The 17,786-nt window shown below is 64.8% G+C and carries 14 protein-coding genes, 1 other RNA gene and 2 pseudogenes; 8 read left to right on the forward strand and 9 right to left on the reverse strand.

Annotation, left to right across the window (positions count from 1 at the left end):
• Genes mraY through mraZ form a run of 7 tightly spaced genes read right to left on the reverse strand, consistent with a single transcriptional unit; the run spans window position 1 to window position 7,538 of the window.
• Window positions 1–1,170, reverse strand: coding sequence for a phospho-N-acetylmuramoyl-pentapeptide-transferase (gene mraY, locus D3872_RS22890; RefSeq protein WP_119812931.1), 1,170 nt, complete (start codon window positions 1,168–1,170; stop codon window positions 1–3).
• Between the two features lies 1 nt (window position 1,171).
• Window positions 1,172–2,566, reverse strand: coding sequence for a UDP-N-acetylmuramoyl-tripeptide--D-alanyl-D-alanine ligase (locus D3872_RS22895; protein WP_119812932.1), 1,395 nt, complete (start codon window positions 2,564–2,566; stop codon window positions 1,172–1,174).
• On the reverse strand, window positions 2,566–4,098 hold the full coding sequence (locus tag D3872_RS22900; RefSeq protein ID WP_119812933.1) for a UDP-N-acetylmuramoyl-L-alanyl-D-glutamate--2,6-diaminopimelate ligase: 1,533 nt from the start codon (window positions 4,096–4,098) through the stop codon (window positions 2,566–2,568). The genes D3872_RS22895 and D3872_RS22900 overlap by 1 nt, the downstream gene beginning before the upstream one ends.
• A complete protein-coding gene (locus D3872_RS22905) occupies window positions 4,095–5,873 on the reverse strand; it encodes a peptidoglycan D,D-transpeptidase FtsI family protein (RefSeq protein WP_119812934.1) in 1,779 nt (592 codons plus the stop codon). Before D3872_RS22905 ends, D3872_RS22900 begins: the two co-directional genes overlap by 4 nt.
• On the reverse strand, window positions 5,870–6,142 hold the full coding sequence (ftsL, locus tag D3872_RS22910; protein ID WP_119812935.1) for a cell division protein FtsL: 273 nt from the start codon (window positions 6,140–6,142) through the stop codon (window positions 5,870–5,872). Before ftsL ends, D3872_RS22905 begins: the two co-directional genes overlap by 4 nt.
• Window positions 6,139–7,101, reverse strand: coding sequence for a 16S rRNA (cytosine(1402)-N(4))-methyltransferase RsmH (gene rsmH / locus D3872_RS22915; RefSeq protein WP_119812936.1), 963 nt, complete (start codon window positions 7,099–7,101; stop codon window positions 6,139–6,141). Before rsmH ends, ftsL begins: the two co-directional genes overlap by 4 nt.
• 8 nt (window positions 7,102–7,109) lie before the next feature.
• Window positions 7,110–7,538, reverse strand: coding sequence for a division/cell wall cluster transcriptional repressor MraZ (gene mraZ, locus D3872_RS22920; protein WP_119812937.1), 429 nt, complete (start codon window positions 7,536–7,538; stop codon window positions 7,110–7,112).
• 413 nt (window positions 7,539–7,951) lie between these two features.
• Here mraZ and D3872_RS22925 point away from each other — a divergent pair, with 413 nt between their 5' ends.
• A complete protein-coding gene (locus D3872_RS22925) occupies window positions 7,952–8,902 on the forward strand; it encodes an AAA family ATPase (RefSeq protein ID WP_119812938.1) in 951 nt (316 codons plus the stop codon).
• Window positions 8,903–8,916: 14 nt separating this feature from the next.
• Here D3872_RS22925 and glpK read toward each other — a convergent pair whose 3' ends face one another.
• A complete protein-coding gene (glpK, locus tag D3872_RS22930; protein ID WP_119812939.1) occupies window positions 8,917–10,398 on the reverse strand; it encodes a glycerol kinase GlpK in 1,482 nt (493 codons plus the stop codon).
• A 52-nt stretch (window positions 10,399–10,450) separates the two neighbouring features.
• An RNA gene (gene rnpB / locus D3872_RS22935) (RNase P RNA component class A) lies at window positions 10,451–10,801 on the reverse strand.
• A gap of 117 nt (window positions 10,802–10,918) precedes the next feature.
• Between rnpB and D3872_RS22940 the strand changes: the two genes are divergently transcribed.
• The 7 genes and pseudogenes from D3872_RS22940 to D3872_RS26145 form a co-directional block, all read left to right on the forward strand.
• Complete coding sequence (locus D3872_RS22940; RefSeq protein WP_119812940.1) at window positions 10,919–12,622, forward strand: thiamine pyrophosphate-binding protein; 1,704 nt, start codon at window positions 10,919–10,921, stop codon at window positions 12,620–12,622.
• A gap of 150 nt (window positions 12,623–12,772) precedes the next feature.
• A pseudogene (ftsY, locus tag D3872_RS22945) lies at window positions 12,773–14,088 on the forward strand (signal recognition particle-docking protein FtsY).
• A gap of 6 nt (window positions 14,089–14,094) precedes the next feature.
• A complete protein-coding gene (locus D3872_RS22950) occupies window positions 14,095–14,754 on the forward strand; it encodes a cell division ATP-binding protein FtsE (protein ID WP_119812941.1) in 660 nt (219 codons plus the stop codon).
• A complete protein-coding gene (gene ftsX, locus D3872_RS22955; protein WP_119812942.1) occupies window positions 14,751–15,671 on the forward strand; it encodes a permease-like cell division protein FtsX in 921 nt (306 codons plus the stop codon). The genes D3872_RS22950 and ftsX overlap by 4 nt, the downstream gene beginning before the upstream one ends.
• A 442-nt stretch (window positions 15,672–16,113) precedes the next feature.
• Window positions 16,114–17,016 carry an RNA polymerase sigma factor RpoH gene (rpoH, locus tag D3872_RS22960; protein WP_182915902.1) on the forward strand — a complete coding sequence of 301 codons (903 nt, stop codon included), beginning with the start codon at window positions 16,114–16,116 and terminating at the stop codon, window positions 17,014–17,016.
• Between the two features lie 113 nt (window positions 17,017–17,129).
• The gene (locus D3872_RS22965; RefSeq protein ID WP_119812944.1) at window positions 17,130–17,543 is read left to right on the forward strand and encodes a hypothetical protein; all 414 of its coding nucleotides are present in this window, start codon (window positions 17,130–17,132) and stop codon (window positions 17,541–17,543) included.
• A 19-nt stretch (window positions 17,544–17,562) separates the two neighbouring features.
• Window positions 17,563–17,786: pseudogene (locus tag D3872_RS26145) on the forward strand (gamma-glutamyltransferase); the annotation flags it as partial.

The following is a 17,786-nucleotide window of genomic DNA, read 5'->3' on the forward strand; positions in this document are numbered from 1 at the left end:
TTAGCGCAGCTTCAGGGTGGACAGGCCGATGAGGACCAGCATCATCGTGATAATCCAGAAGCGGACCACGACCTGGGTCTCCTTCCAGCCTTTTTGTTCGAAGTGGTGGTGCAGGGGCGCCATCAGGAATACCCGGCGTCCGGTGCCGTAGCGTTTCTTGGTGTACTTGAACCAGCTCACCTGGATCATCACCGACACCGTCTCGGCCACGAAAATGCCTCCCATGATGAACAGGACGATTTCCTGGCGCACGATGACGGCGATGGTGCCGAGCGCGCCGCCGAGCGCCAGCGCGCCGACGTCGCCCATGAACATCTGCGCCGGGTGTGCGTTAAACCACAGGAAGGCCAGGCCCGCGCCGGCCATCGCGCCGCAGAAGATCAGCAGTTCGCCCGCGCCCGCAATGTGCGGGATGAACAGGTATTTCGAATAGGTGGCGCTGCCGGTCAGGTAGGCGAACAGGCCAAGCGCCGAGCCGACCATCACGGTCGGCATGATCGCCAGGCCATCGAGGCCGTCGGTGATGTTGACCGCGTTGCTGGAGCCGACGATGACGCAATACGTCAGCGCGATGAAGCCCCACACGCCGACCGGATAGCTGATGGTCTTGAAGAACGGGACGATCAGGTCGGCCTTGGGCGGAAGGTCCATCGAGAAGCCCGACTGCACCCACGCGTAGAACAGCTCCCACACCTTGGCCGGAGTAGCCGCCGATACCGAGAACGCCAGGTACAGCGCCGCCGCGATGCCGATCAGCGACATCCAGAAATACTTTTCGCCGGAACGCATGCCTTCCGGATCCTGGTGCACCACCTTGCGGTAGTCGTCGACCCAGCCGATCGCGCCGTAGCCGAGCGTGACGACCAGCACCGGCCAGATCAGGCGGTTCGACAGGTCGGCCCACAGCAGCGTGGAGGTACCGATGGCGATCAGGATCAGCACGCCGCCCATGGTCGGGGTGCCGTGTTTTTTCAGGTGGGTCTGCGGACCGTAGGTGCGCACCGCCTGGCCGACCTTCATCTCGACCAGCTTGCGGATCACGGCGGGGCCGGCAATCAGGCCGATCAGGACCGCCGTGATGGTGGCGAACACCGCACGGAAGGTGATGAAGTTAAAAACGCGCAGTGGACCGAATTCGTCCTGGAACATTTGTGCGAGCCAGAGCAGCATATTAGTGGGCTTCCTTGCCAGTGTTGTGTTGACCAAGCAGGTGCTGGACCACGCGTTCCATCTTCATGAAGCGCGATCCCTTCACCAGCACGGTTGCGTCGGATTTGGTGCCCAGTTTTTCGTCCAGTGCCGCCAATAATTCGTCGAACTTCTCAAAATGCCGTGCGCCGGCGGCAGCCATGTGGCGCGCCAGCTCGCCCGTCGCCAGCACCGTGGCAATGCCGCGGCTGGCGGCGTAGGCGCCGATCTCTTCGTGGAACTCGCGTCCCTGGGTGCCGACCTCGCCCATGTCGCCCAGCACCAGCACGCGCGGTTCCGGACAGGCGGCCAGCACGTCGATGGCGGCGCGCACGGAATCGGGATTGGCGTTGTAGGTGTCGTCGATGACGGTCGCGCCGTTTGCGGCCTGCTTGCGCTGCAGGCGGCCGCTGACCGGCACAAAGGCTTCGAGGCCGCGCACGATGGCGTCGCGGCCGATGCCGGCCGCCACCGCGCAGGCGATCGCCGCCAGCGCGTTGCGCACGTTGTGCAGGCCGAAGGCGGCCAGGCGCAGCGCGAAAGTCCCGTCGCCCATGCCGATGCCGGCCACGGTAACAGTCATCTCGCTGCCGAAGTCCGCCGCGCGGTGGGTCGCGCTCACATTCGCCTGGTCGTCGAGGCCGAAGGTAACAATCTTGCGCCGCCCGCGCGACCGCGCCAGGCCTTGCCATAGCGCGGTGTAGGTATCGTCGCTCGGGAACACGGCGGTGCCGTTGTCCGGCAGGCCCTTGATGACCGAGCCGTTTTCCTGCGCCACCGCTTCCACGGTGTGCATGAATTCCTGGTGCTCGCGCTGGGCGTTGTTGACCATGCCGATGGTGGGCGCGGCGATCGTTGTCAGGCGGCCGATTTCGCCGGGGTGGTTCATGCCCAGTTCGATCACGGCCGACTTGTGCGAGGCTTCCAGGCGCATCAGGGTCAGCGGCACGCCGATCTCGTTATTCAGGTTGCCGCGCGTGGCCAGCCGGCCTTCTTCGCCGTGGGCCGCCGCGAGGATCGCCGCGATCATTTCCTTGACGGTGGTCTTGCCGTTGCTGCCGGTGACACCGATGACCGGGATCTCGAAGTTCGCGCGCCAGAAGTTGGCGATCTGGCCCAGCGCGGTGAGCGTGTCCGGCACCACGATGGCCGGCACCTTCAGGCCGGCCGGCAGCTGCTCGACCACCACCGCCGCCACGCCCTTGCCTGCTACTTCCTCGAGGAAGTCGTGGCCGTCGAAGGTCTCGCCGCGCAAGGCGACGAACAGCGCGCCCGGGCCTGCCGTGCGGCTGTCGGTCGATACCGATTCGAAGCTCGCGTTCTGCGTCATGCGCGCTTTGACAATCGACGGAATCATCAGGGCAAGGGAACCGCGCATCAGTGAGTCCTCATCATGGTGACGCGGGCGGCAAACGCCAGCGCCGCGTGTTCGGCGTCGGAGAAAGGCATCTTCCTGCCCTTGATTTCCTGGTAAGGCTCGTGGCCCTTGCCGGCGACCAGGATGACGTCGGCCTTGCCCGCATGCTTGACGGCCGACAGGATGGCCGCCGCGCGGTCCTCGATCGCCTGGTAAGTGGAGGTCGGATGCGCCGGATCCATGCCCGCCACGATCTGGGCAATGATCGCGCCCGGTTCTTCGCTGCGCGGGTTGTCGCTGGTGACCAGCACGTGCTCCGCGATTTGTGCGATGGCGCCCATCTGCGGACGCTTACCCGGATCGCGGTCGCCGCCGCAGCCGAACACGCACCACAGCTGGCCGCCGCGTTCATCGGCCACCTGGCGCAGCGCCTGCAGGGTTTTCTCGAGCGCGTCCGGGGTGTGGGCGTAGTCGACCACCACCATCGGCGCGTCATGGCCGCCGACCTGCTGCATGCGGCCCGGCGCCGGGCTCAAAGCTTCCAGCGCCTCGACGACGCTCTTGAGCGTGGTGCCCTTGGCCAACAGCGCACCCAGTACCGCCAGCGCGTTACTGATGTTGAAGTGGCCGACCAGGTGGGTCTTGACGTTGGCCGCGCCGAACGGCGACTCGAGGTGGAACTCGGTGCCCCCGTGGCGGCTGCGGAACTGCGAGGCGCGCAGGATCGCCACGCCTTCGATGGCCGGCTGGGCGGCGCTGTCGCGCAGCGTATAGCCGGTCAGCGGCAGTGCGTCGCCGAATTTGCCGCGCAGGTGGGAGACGAGGCGCAAGCCTGCCGGATCGTCCAGGTTGAGGACCGCGGTCTTCAGGTTAGGCCATTCAAACAATTTAATCTTGGCCGCTTCGTAGCTGGCCATGTCGCCGTGATAGTCGAGGTGGTCGCGCGTCAGGTTGGTGAACACCGCGACGTCAAAATGCATGCCGGAGGTACGGCCTTGCTCCAAACCGATAGATGATACCTCGATGGCGAGAGAAGCGGCGCCCGCTTGGCGTACCTGTGCAAGCTTTCCTGCGAGCAGCACCGCATCCGGGGTGGTGTAGCCGGTGACGTCGTATTCCGGTTCGCCGAGGCCACTGAACAGGCCGACACCGAGGGTACCGATGACGGCGGTCGGGCTGCCCAGCCGCGAGAGCGCCTGGCCGAGCCACACCGCGCACGAGGTCTTGCCGTTGGTGCCGGTGACGCCAACCGTAAACATGCCCTGGTCGGGCATGCCGTACCACGCGTGGGCTATTTCGCCGGCCTGCAGCTTCAGGCCGTCGACAGCCAGGTGCGGCACGTCGATGGCGTCGTCCCAGGCGAAACCGGCGCCGTCATACACGACAGCGGCCGCGCCCTGCCCCAAGGCGGCGTTGATGAAATTACGTCCATCGCCAGCTTCGCCCGGATAGGCGAAGAATACATCGCCCGCCTTGATGCGGCGCGAGTCGGAGGCCAGCTGCGCATTCGGCGCCGCTGCCTTGATCCACTGGCAGATCTCCTGGATTGTCACAGGCCTTCCTCCAACGGATGTTCAGGAATGATGATGTCCTTGATAGTCGAATCCGGCGTGATGTTCGCCGCACGCAGCGCACTGCCGGCCAAAGCCGCAAAAGTCGGCGCCGCCACCCAGCCGCCGGTGCGGAAGGCGCCGGCCGGATCGTCCACCATGACGGCGATGACGAAGCGCGGTTTCGACATCGGCGCGATGCCGACGAAGGAACCGACGTTGCGGGTGTTCGAGTAGCGGCCGTTGATCAGCTTTTGCGCGGTGCCGGTCTTGCCGCCCACGCGGTAGCCGGGCACCTGCGCCTTGGACGCGGTGCCTTCCGGGCCGACCACGCTTTCCAGCATGGTGCGCAGCTGGCGCGCGGTCTGCGGGGAGATCACCCGCTGGCCCATCGGCGGCTCGGTCACCTTCTGGAACGACAGTGGGATGATGTCGCCGTCGCGCGCGAAGATCATGTACGAACGGGCCAGTTGCAGCAGCGATACCGAGATGCCGTGGCCGAAGGCCATATTGGCCTGCTCGATCGGGCGCCACGACTTGTAGGGGCGCACGCGGCCCGCCACCGCGCCGGGGAAGCCGAATTTCGGTTGCTGGCCGAAGCCGGACTTGGTGAAGATCTCCCACATTTCCTGCGGCGGCATCGGCAGCGCGATCTTCGCCATGCCGATGTTGGACGACTTCTGGATGATCTTCGATACGCTGAGCATGCCGTAGCGGTGCATGTCGCGCACGCGCTTGTCGCCGATGACCATGTAGCCCGGCGCGGTGTCGAACATCGTGTCCGGGGTGACGCGCCTGGTTTCCAGGGCCAGCGCCACGGTGAACGGCTTCAGGGTCGAGCCAGGCTCGAAAGTGTCGGTGATGACGCGGTTGCGCAGCTGCTCGCCGGTGAGCAGGCGGCGGTCGTTCGGATTGTAGGTCGGGTAGTTGGCCAGCGCCAGCACTTCGCCGCTATGCACGTCCAGCACCACGGCCGCACCGGCCTTGGCGTTGAACTTCTCGACCGCTTCCTTGATGCTGGAGAAGGCGATGTACTGCAGCTTGCTGTCGATCGACAGGGTCAGGTCCTTGCCGTCATGCGGCGGCTTGGACAGGCCCACGTCCTCGACGATACGGCCGAGGCGATCCTTGATCACGCGGCGGCTGCCGGTGGTGCCCTGCAGCGTCTTCTGCTGCGCCAGCTCCATGCTCTCCTGGCCCGCGTCTTCGACGTTGGTGAAGCCCACCACGTGGGTCATCACTTCGCCCTGCGGGTAGAAGCGCTTGTATTCCTTGCGCGTGTCGAGGCCCGAGATCTTCAGCTTCTCGATCTTTTCGATCACGTCCATCTCGACCTGGCGCTTCAGGTAAACGAAGGTGCGGTCCGAATCGAGCTTCTTGCGCAGCTCGGCGTCGGACATTTCCAGCAGCCTGGCCAGCGCCGCCAGTTTTTCAGGCGGCGAAGCCAGTACGTCTTCGGGAATCGCCCACACCGCCTTGACCGGCAGCGAGGAGGCCAGCACCTGGCCGTTGCGGTCCATGATCTTGCCGCGCGTGGCAGGCAGCTCGATGGTGCGCTCGTAGCGGCTCTTGCCCTGCTTTTGCAGGAATTCGTTGGACATCCCCTGCAGCCACATGGCGCGGATGCCCAGCGCCGCGAACGCGGCGAACAGCACGAACAGGACCACGCGCGAACGCCAGGTCGGCAGGCTGACCGCCAGCACCGGGCTTTTCGAGAACGACACGCCTTTCGAGGCGGCGACCCGCGATCCGCTTACGCCGTTTGCGCCGCGCTTCATTCCTTGCCTTCCGTGAGGTACTGCGTGCGCGCCGGCGACAACGGAACCATGTTCAGGTCGGTGCGCGCGATCTGCTCGATGCGCGAGTTCTTGCCCAACGTGGACTGGTCGAGCTGGAGCTGCGCCCAGTCGATGTCGAGCTGGCGCGACTGCTGCTGCAGCTTTTCCAGTTCGATGAACAGGTTGCGGGCGCGGTACTGCGAGTTGACCAGCGCCAGCGCGCAGGCCACCAGGAGGGTCACCAGCAGGATATTCAGCTTCGAGCTCACGCCGCGCCTCCTTCCGGCAGGCGTTCGGCCACGCGCAGCACGGCGGAGCGCGAGCGCGGGTTGGCCTTGACTTCGGCGTCGGACGGCTTGATCTTGGCGATCAGCTTCATCAAAGGCTGCGGCAGGTCGACCGCGCGGATCGGCAGGCGGCGGTCGGGCTGGGCCACTTTCGCTTTGCTGGCAAGGAACTGCTTGACCATGCGGTCTTCCAGCGAATGGAAGCTGATGATCGACAGGCGCGCGCCAGGCGCGAGCAGCGCGTAGGCTTCGCTCAGGCCTGTTTCGAGATCTTCAAGCTCTTTATTGACGAAAATCCGGATAGCCTGAAAGGTACGGGTGGCCGGGTCCTTGCCCTTCTCGCGGGTCTTGACCGCGTTTGCCACGATACCGGCAAGCTGTCGTGTGCTTGAAATTGGCTCGACTGCCCGGCCAGCAACAATCGCCTTTGCAATCTGAAAAGCAAACCGTTCTTCCCCATAATCGCGTATTACCTTTTCCAGTTGTTGTTCGGTCGCCGTGGCCAGCCACTCGGCCGCCGACTGGCCGCGCGTGGTATCCATGCGCATGTCGAGCGGGCCTTCCTTTTGGAAGCTGAATCCGCGCGAGGCGTCGTCCACTTGCGGCGACGAGATGCCCAGGTCGAGCAGGATGCCGTCGACGTGGCTGATGCCACGTTCATGCAGCGCCGACTTCATGGTGGCGAAGCTGTCATGGACGATCTCGAAGCGCGGGTCGGTGATCTGCTGGGCGGTGGCGATGGCCTGCAGGTCCTTGTCGAAGCCGAACAGGCGCCCCTTCGGGCCGAGCCTGGACAGGACCAGGCGGCTATGGCCGCCGCGGCCGAAGGTGCCGTCGATGTATACTCCGTCCGCGCGCGCACCGCCGAGGTTGAGCGCATCGACCGCTTCGTCAAGCAGCACCGTACGGTGCTGAAATTCAGGCGCCGCCACTGTCGTCATCGGCGCCCTTAGAAGGAGAAATTGGAAAGAACGTCGGGCATGGCACCAGCCACGGCTTCCTGCTCGTTTTCAGCCAGCTTGGCGGCGTCCCAGATCTCGAAGTGCGTGCCCATACCGAGCAGCATCACGTCGCGGTTCAGGCCGACGGCCGTGCGCAGTTCAGGCGAAATCAGGATGCGGCCGGCCGAATCCATCTCGACGTCGATCGCATTGCCGAGGAAGATGCGCTGCCAGGCCCTGGCCGACATCGGCCAGGCGGCGATTTGCTCGCGGTGGGATTCCCACACCGGACGCGGGAAGAACAGCAGGCAGCCATGCGGGTGTTTCGTGAGCGTGAGGCGTCCTTCGCACTGGACCGCGAGGGCGTCACGATGCTTGGCAGGGATGGACATCCTGCCCTTTGCATCGAGATTGATTGCTGACGCGCCTTGAAACACGTGTTTGCCTAGGTTTTGGAATTAAGTTTTATGAAACTGCTGTTTTCTTGTGGGCTATCTTTCTCCCACAAAACTACACTTTTTCACACAGTTTCCCACTTTAGAGGAACGCAAAAGGGTGGTCAAGCGGTTTCCGTAACGAAAATCCGAAATTTTCCAATGAACTCAAGGACTTAGCGCACATCGCTCAAGTCGCATATACAGAAAATGTGTCATAAAACAGGCACTTAGAAAAGACATTGAATGTGCTACCTCATCTATGAACATGGGTTTCCTTACGTTTGATGGGGCTCGAAATAAATACGCCCGTTACTTTTTGACAACGGACGCTACGGTTGCGCAAAATTGCGTGAAGGTGGGTGCCGGGTTAGGATAAAGGTGCAGGCAGCAGGCTTTTACCGCAGGAGATCGTCATGAACATCACCCTGGCCCGGACCCGCGCCGTGTACGACCTGAACGACGTGCAGGGCGCGCTCGAACGCAGCAAAGGGCGCTCGCCCGAACTGGACGCGTTCTACGAGCGCATGCTCGACAAGGGCGCCGAACGCTTCGTCACCACGCCCTCCTCCAGCGGCGCGCTCACTCCCCTGATGGACGAATGCCCCAACTTCGGCGAAGTGGTGGCCGACCTGCGCCGCTACGTGGCACTGGCCAACGCGGGCGACGCCGGCATCAACGTCATGCCGATCCTGCTCCTGGGCGACCCGGGCGTGGGCAAGACCCACTTCGCCAAGCGGCTGGCCAGGGCGATGGCGACCGAGTGCGAGTTGATCAGCATGAACGCGCTGTCGGCGGGTTTTGTCATCACCGGCAGTTCGGCCAGCTGGAAAGGGGCCAAGTGCGGCAAGGTGGCCGAGCGGCTGGTGCGCGGGCAGTACGCGAACCCGGTGGTGGTGCTCGACGAGGTGGAAAAGGCGACCGGTTCGTCGCAGTCGGATCCGCTGGCCGCTTTATATCAGTTGCTGGAGCCTGAGACCTCGCGCGCCTTCCGCGACGAATTCATCGACGTGGAGATCGACGCCAGCCAGATATTCTGGGTGCTGACGGCGAACAGCACCGAGGGGATTCCGTCGCCGCTGCTGAACCGGATGGCGGTATACGACGTGCCGGCGCCGACCAGGGAGCAGGCGGCGGGGATCGCGCAGAGGATTTATGCGGGGCTGCTGGCGGAGTTGGGGCTATCGAAGTTCGGGCCGGAGCTGTCGCAGGGGGTGCTGGATAAACTGGCGGGGGTGTCGCCGCGCGATATGCGCAAGACCTTGCTCGATGGGCTGGGGTATGCGGCGGCCGAGGGGCGGGATGAAGTGGCCGTGGCCGATATACGGTTCAGGGGTGGAGCGGCTAAAGGACGGATCGGCTTTTAAGCGGTGGAGCGCTGCTACGCCCACCCTTTGGAGCGCACCACCGCCTCATTCCATCGCCCCATCAACGCACGCCGCTGCTCATCCCCGATCGCCGGTTCGAACACCCGCTCCGCCCTCCACTGCGCCGCAATCTCCTCCTGCGACTCCCAAAATCCCACCGCCAGCCCGGCCAGGTAGGCCGCGCCCAGCGCCGTGGTCTCGGTCACCTGCGGCCGCACCACCGGCACACCCAGCACATCGGCCTGGAATTGCATCAGCATGTCGTTCCTGGCGGCGCCGCCGTCGGCGCGCACTTCCGCCACCGGGCAGCCGGTATCCCTGCACATCGCATCGAGCAATTCCGCGCTCTGGTAGGCGATGGCCTCCACCGCCGCGCGCGCGATGTGGCCGCGGTGCGTCCCCCGCGTCATACCCACCAGCGCGCCGCGCGCATACGGGTCCCAGTGCGGCGCGCCCAGTCCCGCGAACGCGGGCACCAGGAACACGCCGCCGTTATCGGGCACGCTGGCCGCAAGCGCTTCCACCTCGTGCGACTCGCGGATGATCCCGAGCCCGTCTCGCAGCCACTGCACCGTGGCGCCGCCCATGAAAACGCTGCCTTCGATCAGGTAGTCGGTCCGGCCATCGACGGTCCAGCCGACAGTGGACAGCAACCGGTTGTGCGACACCGCAGGGCTGCGACCGGCGTGCATCAGCATGAAACATCCAGTGCCATAGGTGTTCTTGACCATGCCGGGCTTGTGGCAGGCCTGGCCGAAGGTGGCCGCCTGCTGGTCGCCCGCGATGCCGGCGATCGGCACGGGGCCGCCGAACCACTCGGATGAGGCGGGGCCGATATCGCCGGAGCTGGCGACGACCTCGGGCAGCATCGCTTCGGGAATCGAGAACAGTTCGAGCAGGCCGGCGTCCCACTGCATCGTGTGAATATTGAACAGCATCGTGCGCGACGCGTTGCTGGCGTCGGTCACGTGGCGTCCGCACAGCTTGAATACCAGCCAGCTGTCGACGGTGCCGAAAGCCAGCTCGCCGCGTTCTGCCCGTGCGCGGGCGCCCGGCACGTGTTCCAGCAGCCAGGCCAGTTTGCTGGCCGAGAAATAGGCGTCGAGTTCCAATCCGGTTTTCGCCTGGATGCGTTCTGCCCATCCTGCCTCGCGCAAGTGGTCGCAGGCTTCGGCGGTGCGCCTGTCCTGCCAAACGATGGCCGGCGCGATGGGCTCGCCGCTGTGGCGGTCCCAGACGACGGTGGTTTCGCGCTGGTTGGCGATGCCGATGGCAGCAAGATGGAAGCTGCCGACGCGATGCGCGCGCAGCACCTCGCGCGCCACGGCGAGCTGGCTGTTCCAGATATCGCGGGGATCGTGTTCCACCCATCCGGGCTGGGGAAAATGCTGGGGGTATTCCTGCTGCGCGCTGCCGTGGATGCGGCCGTCGCGGTCGAACAGGATGGCGCGGGAACTGGTGGTGCCCTGGTCGAGGGCGAGGATATATTGACTCATCAATCAGGTCCCCAGCGCGGGCCCGCGGATGTGCCGGGGGCCTTGAATATCAGTGTAAAGCAGGCCGGTAGGCCGGATTCTGTATACGGCGCACGCCCTTGCGGACGTACGCTATGACAGCCATTCCTCTAGGCGCCGAATTACTCCGGCGCTCAAGCTTCCTACCCGCACGCTCCGCGAGCAACATCAACGCGTGCCTATTTGGAATTGCTCCAGGTGGAGGTTACCGCGTTTCACCGTAACTTAATACGCTCGTCTCTGTGGCCCTATTCCTCGCCTTATACCCCCGCTTGCGCGGAAAGCTTTCAGCGGACGGCCGTTAACCGTCACCCTGCTCTATGGAGTCCGGACCTTCCTCCCGCCGGGCATTACGCACCGGCCAGCGGCTGCCTTGGCCTGCTTCACCGGGCGTATTGTAACAGGCGGGTTCGAATTCTTAAATTTGGTGTCGTTATTTCAAAAGCCCTGCCGCGCATGGTTCGCATAGAATCAGGCATACCAAACATCAGAGGCGAGACACATGACGCACCCTTCCCGTACCGGCGGCCAGATCCTGGTCGATGCGCTCAAGATCCATGGCGTGGACACTGCCTTCGGCGTGCCCGGCGAGAGCTATCTCGACGTACTGGACGCGCTGCACGATTCGAGCATCCGCTTCATCATCAACCGCCAGGAAGGCGGCGCGGCGTTCATGGCCGAGGCCTACGGCAAGATGACCGGCAAGCCGGGCATCTGCTTCGTCACCCGCGGCCCTGGCGCCACCAATGCGTCGATCGGCGTACATACCGCCTACCAGGACTCGACCCCGATGATCCTGTTCATCGGCCAGGTCGGCGGCGACTTCATCGACCGCGAAGCCTTCCAGGAAATCGACTACCGCCGCATGTACGGCCAGATGGCCAAGTGGGTCACCCAGATCGACCGCGCCGACCGCATTCCCGAATACCTGGCGCGCGCCTTCCAGGTGGCCACCAGCGGCCGCCCCGGCCCGGTAGTCCTGGCCCTGCCGGAGGACATGCTGACCGAAATGGCCGCTGTCGGCGACACCCGCAGCTACCAACCGGTGCAGGCCTCGCCTTCCGCCGCGCAGATCGAGACCCTGCGTACGATGCTGGCCGAAGCCCAGCGTCCGGTGCTGCTGCTGGGCGGCGGCACGTGGAACGCGCAGGCCTGCGCCGACCTGCGTACCTTCGTGGAAGCGAACGCACTGCCGGTCGGCTGCACCTTCCGCTTCCAGGACCTGCTCGATAACGCCCACCCCAACTACATCGGCGACGTCGGCATCGGCATCAACCCGAAACTGGCCGCGCGCGTGAAGAACTCCGACCTGGTGATCGCCATCGGCCCGCGCCTGGGCGAGATGACCACCGGCGGCTATACACTGCTGGCTTCGCCCGTACCGCAGCAAAAGCTGGTGCACTTCCACTGCGACGCCGAGGAACTGGGCAGCGTGTTCCAGGCCGACCTGATGATCAACAGCGGCGCGCCGCAGGCCTGCGCGATGCTGGCCGCGATGGCGCCGGTCGATGCAGCCGCATGGCGCGCCACCGTCGCCGAAGCAAAGGCGGAACTGGCCGCGTACCAGGAGCAGCCGCCGGTCTTCAAGGACGGCAAGGCGCCGCTCGACCTGTGGCAGGTAGTGCAGGACCTGATGAAGGCGGTCCCGCATGACACCATCATCACCAACGGCGCCGGCAACTACGCGTCGTGGGCGCACCGCTTCTACCGCTATGGCGGCATGCGCACGCAACTGGCGCCGACCAATGGCGCGATGGGCTATAGCGTACCGGCCGGCGTGGCCGCAAAGATCATCGACCCGGCGCGCACCGTCGTCACCTTCGCCGGCGACGGCGAATTCATGATGAACGGCCAGGAGCTGGCGACCGCTGTGCAGTACAAGGCCGGCGTGGTGATCATCGTGTTCAACAACAACATGTTCGGCACCATCCGCATGCACCAGGAGCGCGATTATCCGGGCCGCGTGTCAGGCACCGAACTGCACAATCCCGATTTCGCGGCGCTGGCGCGTGCCTACGGCGGGCATGGCGAGCAGGTCGACAAGACCGCCGACTTCGCGCCGGCGCTGGCGCGCGCACTCGAACATGCGCGTTCGAAGAACCTGCCGGCGCTGATCGAGTTGCGCTACGACGGCAACCTGATCACACCGAACGCCACGCTCGAGACGATCCGCCAGACCGCGCAGGCGGCGAAGGCAGCAAAGTAAGTGGAACGAAGGGCTGGCCGGATGGCCGGCCCTTGTAGTTTAGACATCGCAGCGGGAAACAGCGGCCCGCTCTGGTAGAATACGCGCGATCGATTTCACCGTGCCCGGCGCCGCCCGGCATGTTCATGCAGCGCCCGCTCCCACATACCAATGTTTAGTTTTTTTAAGAAGAAACTCTTCTCCTCGGAGACTCCGCAGCCGGAGCCAGTCGAAACACCCGCTCCCGCGCCGATTGAACCCGTACCTGTAGCGCCGCCACCGCCCGCACCTGCCGTCACCGAAGCGCCGGCAGCCGCGCCGGTAACCCACGCGCGCCGTTACGGCACCACGTCGACCTTCCATGCACCGCCGACGCCCGCACCAACCACGGCTCCGACTATTGCGCCAACCGCGGCTCCGACGCCCGCTCCGACTGCGGCTCCGGCTCCGGCTCCGGCTCCGACTGCAGCACCTGCGCCCACCCGCGCCCCGGCTCCTCCTCCTACGCCGACCCCGGCCCCGGCGCCTGCCTTCGAAGCGGCCGAACTGATCCCGGAAACCGCCGAACGCCTCGGCAGCGAAGCGGAGAAGAAAAAATCGTGGATGGACCGCCTGAAGGCCGGCTTGTCCAAGACATCGAGCAACCTGAGCCTGCTGTTCGTGGGCGCGCGCATCGATGAAGACCTGTACGAAGAACTCGAGGCCGCGCTGTTGATGTCCGACGCCGGCATGGACGCCACCCAGTTCCTGCTCGACGGCCTGCGCCGCAAGGTCAAGGAAGACAAGCTGCTCGACGCCGCCGCCGTCAAGGCCGCGCTGAAGGTGCTGATGACCGACATGCTGCGTCCCTCGAAAAGCCGCTCGAACTGGGCCGCCACGAGCCGCTGGTGATGATGATCGCGGGCGTCAATGGCGCCGGCAAGACCACCACTATCGGCAAACTGGCCAAGCACATGCAGCGCTACGAGCAGTCGGTGCTGCTGGCCGCCGGCGACACCTTCCGCGCCGCCGCGCGCGAGCAGTTGATGGTCTGGGGCCAGCGCAACAACATCACGGTGATCTCGCAGGCTTCGGGCGACCCGGCCGCCGTCGCTTTCGACGCGGTCCAATCGGGCAAGGCGCGCGGCATGGATGTGGTGATGGTCGATACCGCCGGCCGCCTGCCGACGCAACTGCACCTGATGGACGAACTGAAGAAGATCAAGCGCGTGATCGGCAAGGGCATGGACGGCGCGCCGCACGAGATCCTGCTGGTCATCGATGGCAACACCGGCCAGAACGCGCTGGCGCAGGTCAAGGCCTTCGACGATGCGCTGAACCTGACCGGCCTGGTGATCACCAAGCTTGACGGCACCGCCAAGGGTGGCGTGCTGGCGGCGATCGCGCGCACGCGCCCAGTGCCTGTGTACTTTATCGGCGTCGGCGAAAAGATCGACGACCTGCAGCCGTTCAAGGCTGACGAATTTGTCGAAGCGCTGCTCGGATAAGGCCACATGATCGAATTTCAGTCGGTATCAAAACAGTACTCCGCAGAGGCAGTGGCGCTGCGTGACGTGTCCCTCAGCGTCGCCAAGGGCGAGCTGGTCTACCTGGCCGGGCCTTCGGGCGCGGGCAAGTCCACGCTGTTCAAGATGATCGCGGCGATCGAACGCCCGACCACCGGCAAGGTGCTGGTCAACGGCGAAGACATCGGCAAGCTTGGCAAGGCCGCCGTGCCTTTCCTGCGCCGCAAGCTGGGCCTGATCCTGCAGGAACAGCGCCTGCTGACCGACCGCTCGGTGCTGGCCAATATTATGCTGCCGCTGCTGGTCACCGGCGCCCCGAAGCGCGAGGCCGAGCAGCGCGCCCGCGCGGCGCTGGACAAGGTCGGCATGCTGGACCGCGCCAATGCGGCCCCGCTCGAACTGTCCGGCGGCGAGCAGCAGCGCGTGGCGATCGCGCGCGCCATCGTCAACCGCCCGCAGATCATCCTGGCCGACGAACCGACGGCCAACCTCGACCGCGCCAGCGCCGACAAGGTGCTTGACGCCCTGCGCGCCTTCAATGCCGTCGGCGTCACCTGCATGATCTCGACCCACGACGAACAGGTGCTGGCAAGCGCTTCGCGCGTGATCCACCTCGATCACGGCCAGCTGGCAGGAGGTGCGGCATGAAGAGCTGGTTCCGCCAACACCGCTTCGCCTTCGACGGCGCCCTGGCAACCCTTGGCCGCGCGCCTGGAAGCTTCTTCTTCAATGTGATCGTGGTCGCCATCGCGCTGGCGCTGCCGTTTGCGGGACTGACGGTGCTCGATAACGTGCGTCCGCTGTCGCAGCAGCTGGCGGTCGATCCGGAGATCAGCCTGTTCGTGTCGCCGGCGGCCACGCGCGAAGCTTCGCGTGCGCTGGCGCCGTCGCTGCAGAAAGCGCTGGGCTCGCAGCGCGCGCAAGTCACCTTCGTTTCGCGCGAGGATGCGCTGGACAAGCTGAAAGCCAAGAGCGCGATGGCCGACGTACTGGGTACGCTGGGCGAGAACCCGCTGCCGGACAGCTATGTGATCAAGCTCGATGGCTACGCCAGCACGAAGGATGCGGCCGGCATCGACGCCATCGCTGCGCAACTGCGCGCGCTGCCGAACGTCGACGCGGTGCATGTCGATTCGGCCTGGGTCAAGCGCCTGGCGGCGCTGCTGAACGTCCTGCGGCTGGTGCTGATGCTGCTGGCCGTGACGCTCGGGACGGTGGTGATCGCGGTGGTGTTCAACACCATCCGCCTGCAGGTGCTGACCCAGCGCGACGAAATCAACGTCGCCAAGCTGCTGGGCGCGACCGATATCTTCATCCACCGGCCGTTCTATTACACCGGTGCGCTGCTGGGCCTCGCGGCGGGAGCCGTGGCGCTGGGCGCGGTGGCCTTGTCGCTGCAGCCGCTGAATGGGGCGATCGGCGAATTTGCACGCCTCTATGCGTCCGAATTCCAGCTGCTGCCGCTTGGGCCGCTGGAAAGCGCCGGCCTGCTTGCGATCAGCGCCGGCCTCGGACTCGTCGGCGCCATGCTGTCGATCCAGCGGCATCTGGCCCGGGTCAAGTAACCCTCACCCCAAAACCGTCGTTTCCGGCAGTGCCGGAACGACGGTTTTGCGGCCAACGCTCTCCACACGCCCCCTGTGAAACGTCGTACAGATTTCTCCCGCCCCCTTGCATAAACTGCATTCGTCGCCATTTTTGACAACTGATGAGTTCGACCGCGATTTTTCCGCAGCGCTGTTGAGCCAAGTCAAGCCACGGTTTCCATGCGCGGCTAGAGTGAAATGTGCGTAGAAATTTCCACAGAGCAATTTAGCACTATCCGGAAAGCAAGAAAGGGCATCCTTAGCACTCTTGGCTTGGGAGTGCTAATATATGGAAACGCAACGCGGGGTAGCTCAAAAGTCCACCGCTAGCGTCCGGTAAGAAACCGTAACAATCGTGCCATGGGCCTGATGGACATGGCAAATTGACGATGCAAGCAGCGCTCAAATTAGAGGGAAATAGATGACTATGACGTCCGCACAATCCGCACTGGTTCCGATGACCAGCAGCCGTGCTCTCGGACTAGGGTTTACTGGCAATCTTGGCAATATTGACGCCTACATTTCGGCCGTCAACCGCCTGCCTATGCTGACGCAAGAGGAAGAAGTTTCGCTGGCCAAACGCCTGCGCGACAACAACGACCTCGGCGCCGCGCAGGAACTTGTGCTTTCCCACCTGCGCCTGGTGGTGTCGATCGCGCGCGGCTACCTCGGCTACGGCCTGCCTCACGCCGACCTGATCCAGGAAGGCAATATCGGCCTGATGAAGGCCGTCAAACGCTTCGACCCGAACCAGGGCGTGCGCCTGGTGTCGTACGCCATGCACTGGATCAAGGCGGAAATGCATGAATACATCCTCAAGAACTGGCGCCTGGTAAAGGTCGCGACCACCAAGGCCCAGCGCAAGCTGTTCTTCAACCTGCGCAGCAACAAGGTTGGCCTGGACGCGATGACGCCAACCCAGATCGATGCGCTGGCCAAGCTGCTCGACGTCAAGCGCGAGGAAGTCATCGAGATGGAAACGCGCCTGTCCGGCCGCGACATCGCGCTGGAATCGCCAACGGACGACGAAGACGACAAGTTCGCGCCGATCGCCTACCTGTCGTCCGACCTGTCGGAGCCGACCAAGGTGCTCGAAGCCGCACAGGTAACGCGCCTGCAGTCCGAAGGACTGGAAACCGCGCTGTCCAGGCTCGACCCGCGTTCGCGCCGCATCGTCGAAGCGCGCTGGCTGGCCAACGACGACGGCTCCGGCGCCACGCTGCACACGCTGGCCGAAGAATTTGGCGTGTCGGCCGAGCGTATCCGCCAGATCGAGGCGGCCGCGCTCAAGAAGATGAAAGGTGCGCTGTCGGCTTACCTGTAAGCCCCGGCCACCCGGATACAAAGGCGCCTGCGGGCGCCTTTTTGTTTGCCCGCGCGCGGGCGGATGATGGCAAATGATATACACTCATTGCTCCACCCAGACTGGATCGAGCCATGACCGCCCTCCGCGCAAGTCTCCTGGTTTTCGCAGCCATTGCCGCCGTCATAGCCGCCGGCTGCGCGACGAAGCCTGCCGCCGATGCACCAGTACGCGACGCCGTCCTCACGCTGCAGGAAATGCAGACCCTGCCCCTGGGCGACACCATCAGCCTGCGCTATGAGCGCGCCGACGACAGCCGCTGCCCGTCCAACGTCAAGTGCATCTGGGCCGGCAAGATCGTCTACCAATTCACCCTGATCGGCCGCGCCGGCGCCGAGCCGCTGGCGCTCGAAGCCGACACGCCCGCATTCGAATCGCAGATCTTCAAGGGCGTGCGCCTGGTCCTTGGCGCCACCGAACCGCCGCCAAGGGGCATGGCGCACGAGACGCCGCCACACCCGGTCACCGTCAGCATCACCAACACCTGAAACACGGCCCCCACTCCCTATGACATCCAGGCACCTCACCAAAACCGTCCTCGCCGCTTCCCTTTCCCTTTTTCTCTGCGCTGGCCATGCCAGGACCCCCGTCGCCGTCGGCACCGGCGGCGCGGTCGCGACCATCAGCGAGCAGGCCTCGCAGGCCGCGATGACCATCCTTAACAAGGGCCGGCAATGCGGTCGATGCGGCGGTTGCTGCGGCGGCCACGCTGGCATCACCGATCCGTTCAG

The organism is Massilia cavernae (assembly GCF_003590855.1).
Classification (GTDB): Bacteria; Pseudomonadota; Gammaproteobacteria; order Burkholderiales; family Burkholderiaceae_D; genus Telluria_A; species Telluria_A cavernae.

Excerpts from the sequence above, each read along its gene's own strand:
- mraY (WP_119812931.1), bottom strand. The coding sequence starts at position 1,170 with ATGCTGCTCTGGCTCGCACAAATGTTCCAGGACGAATTCGGTCCACTG.
- D3872_RS22895 (WP_119812932.1), bottom strand. The coding sequence starts at position 2,566 with ATGCGCGGTTCCCTTGCCCTGATGATTCCGTCGATTGTCAAAGCGCGC.
- D3872_RS22905 (WP_119812934.1), bottom strand. The coding sequence starts at position 5,873 with ATGAAGCGCGGCGCAAACGGCGTAAGCGGATCGCGGGTCGCCGCCTCG.
- rsmH (WP_119812936.1), bottom strand. The coding sequence starts at position 7,101 with ATGACGACAGTGGCGGCGCCTGAATTTCAGCACCGTACGGTGCTGCTT.
- D3872_RS22925 (WP_119812938.1), top strand. The coding sequence starts at position 7,952 with ATGAACATCACCCTGGCCCGGACCCGCGCCGTGTACGACCTGAACGAC.
- glpK (WP_119812939.1), bottom strand. The coding sequence starts at position 10,398 with ATGAGTCAATATATCCTCGCCCTCGACCAGGGCACCACCAGTTCCCGC.
- D3872_RS22940 (WP_119812940.1), top strand. The coding sequence starts at position 10,919 with ATGACGCACCCTTCCCGTACCGGCGGCCAGATCCTGGTCGATGCGCTC.
- D3872_RS22950 (WP_119812941.1), top strand. The coding sequence starts at position 14,095 with ATGATCGAATTTCAGTCGGTATCAAAACAGTACTCCGCAGAGGCAGTG.
- ftsX (WP_119812942.1), top strand. The coding sequence starts at position 14,751 with ATGAAGAGCTGGTTCCGCCAACACCGCTTCGCCTTCGACGGCGCCCTG.
- rpoH (WP_182915902.1), top strand. The coding sequence starts at position 16,114 with ATGACTATGACGTCCGCACAATCCGCACTGGTTCCGATGACCAGCAGC.
- D3872_RS22965 (WP_119812944.1), top strand. The coding sequence starts at position 17,130 with ATGACCGCCCTCCGCGCAAGTCTCCTGGTTTTCGCAGCCATTGCCGCC.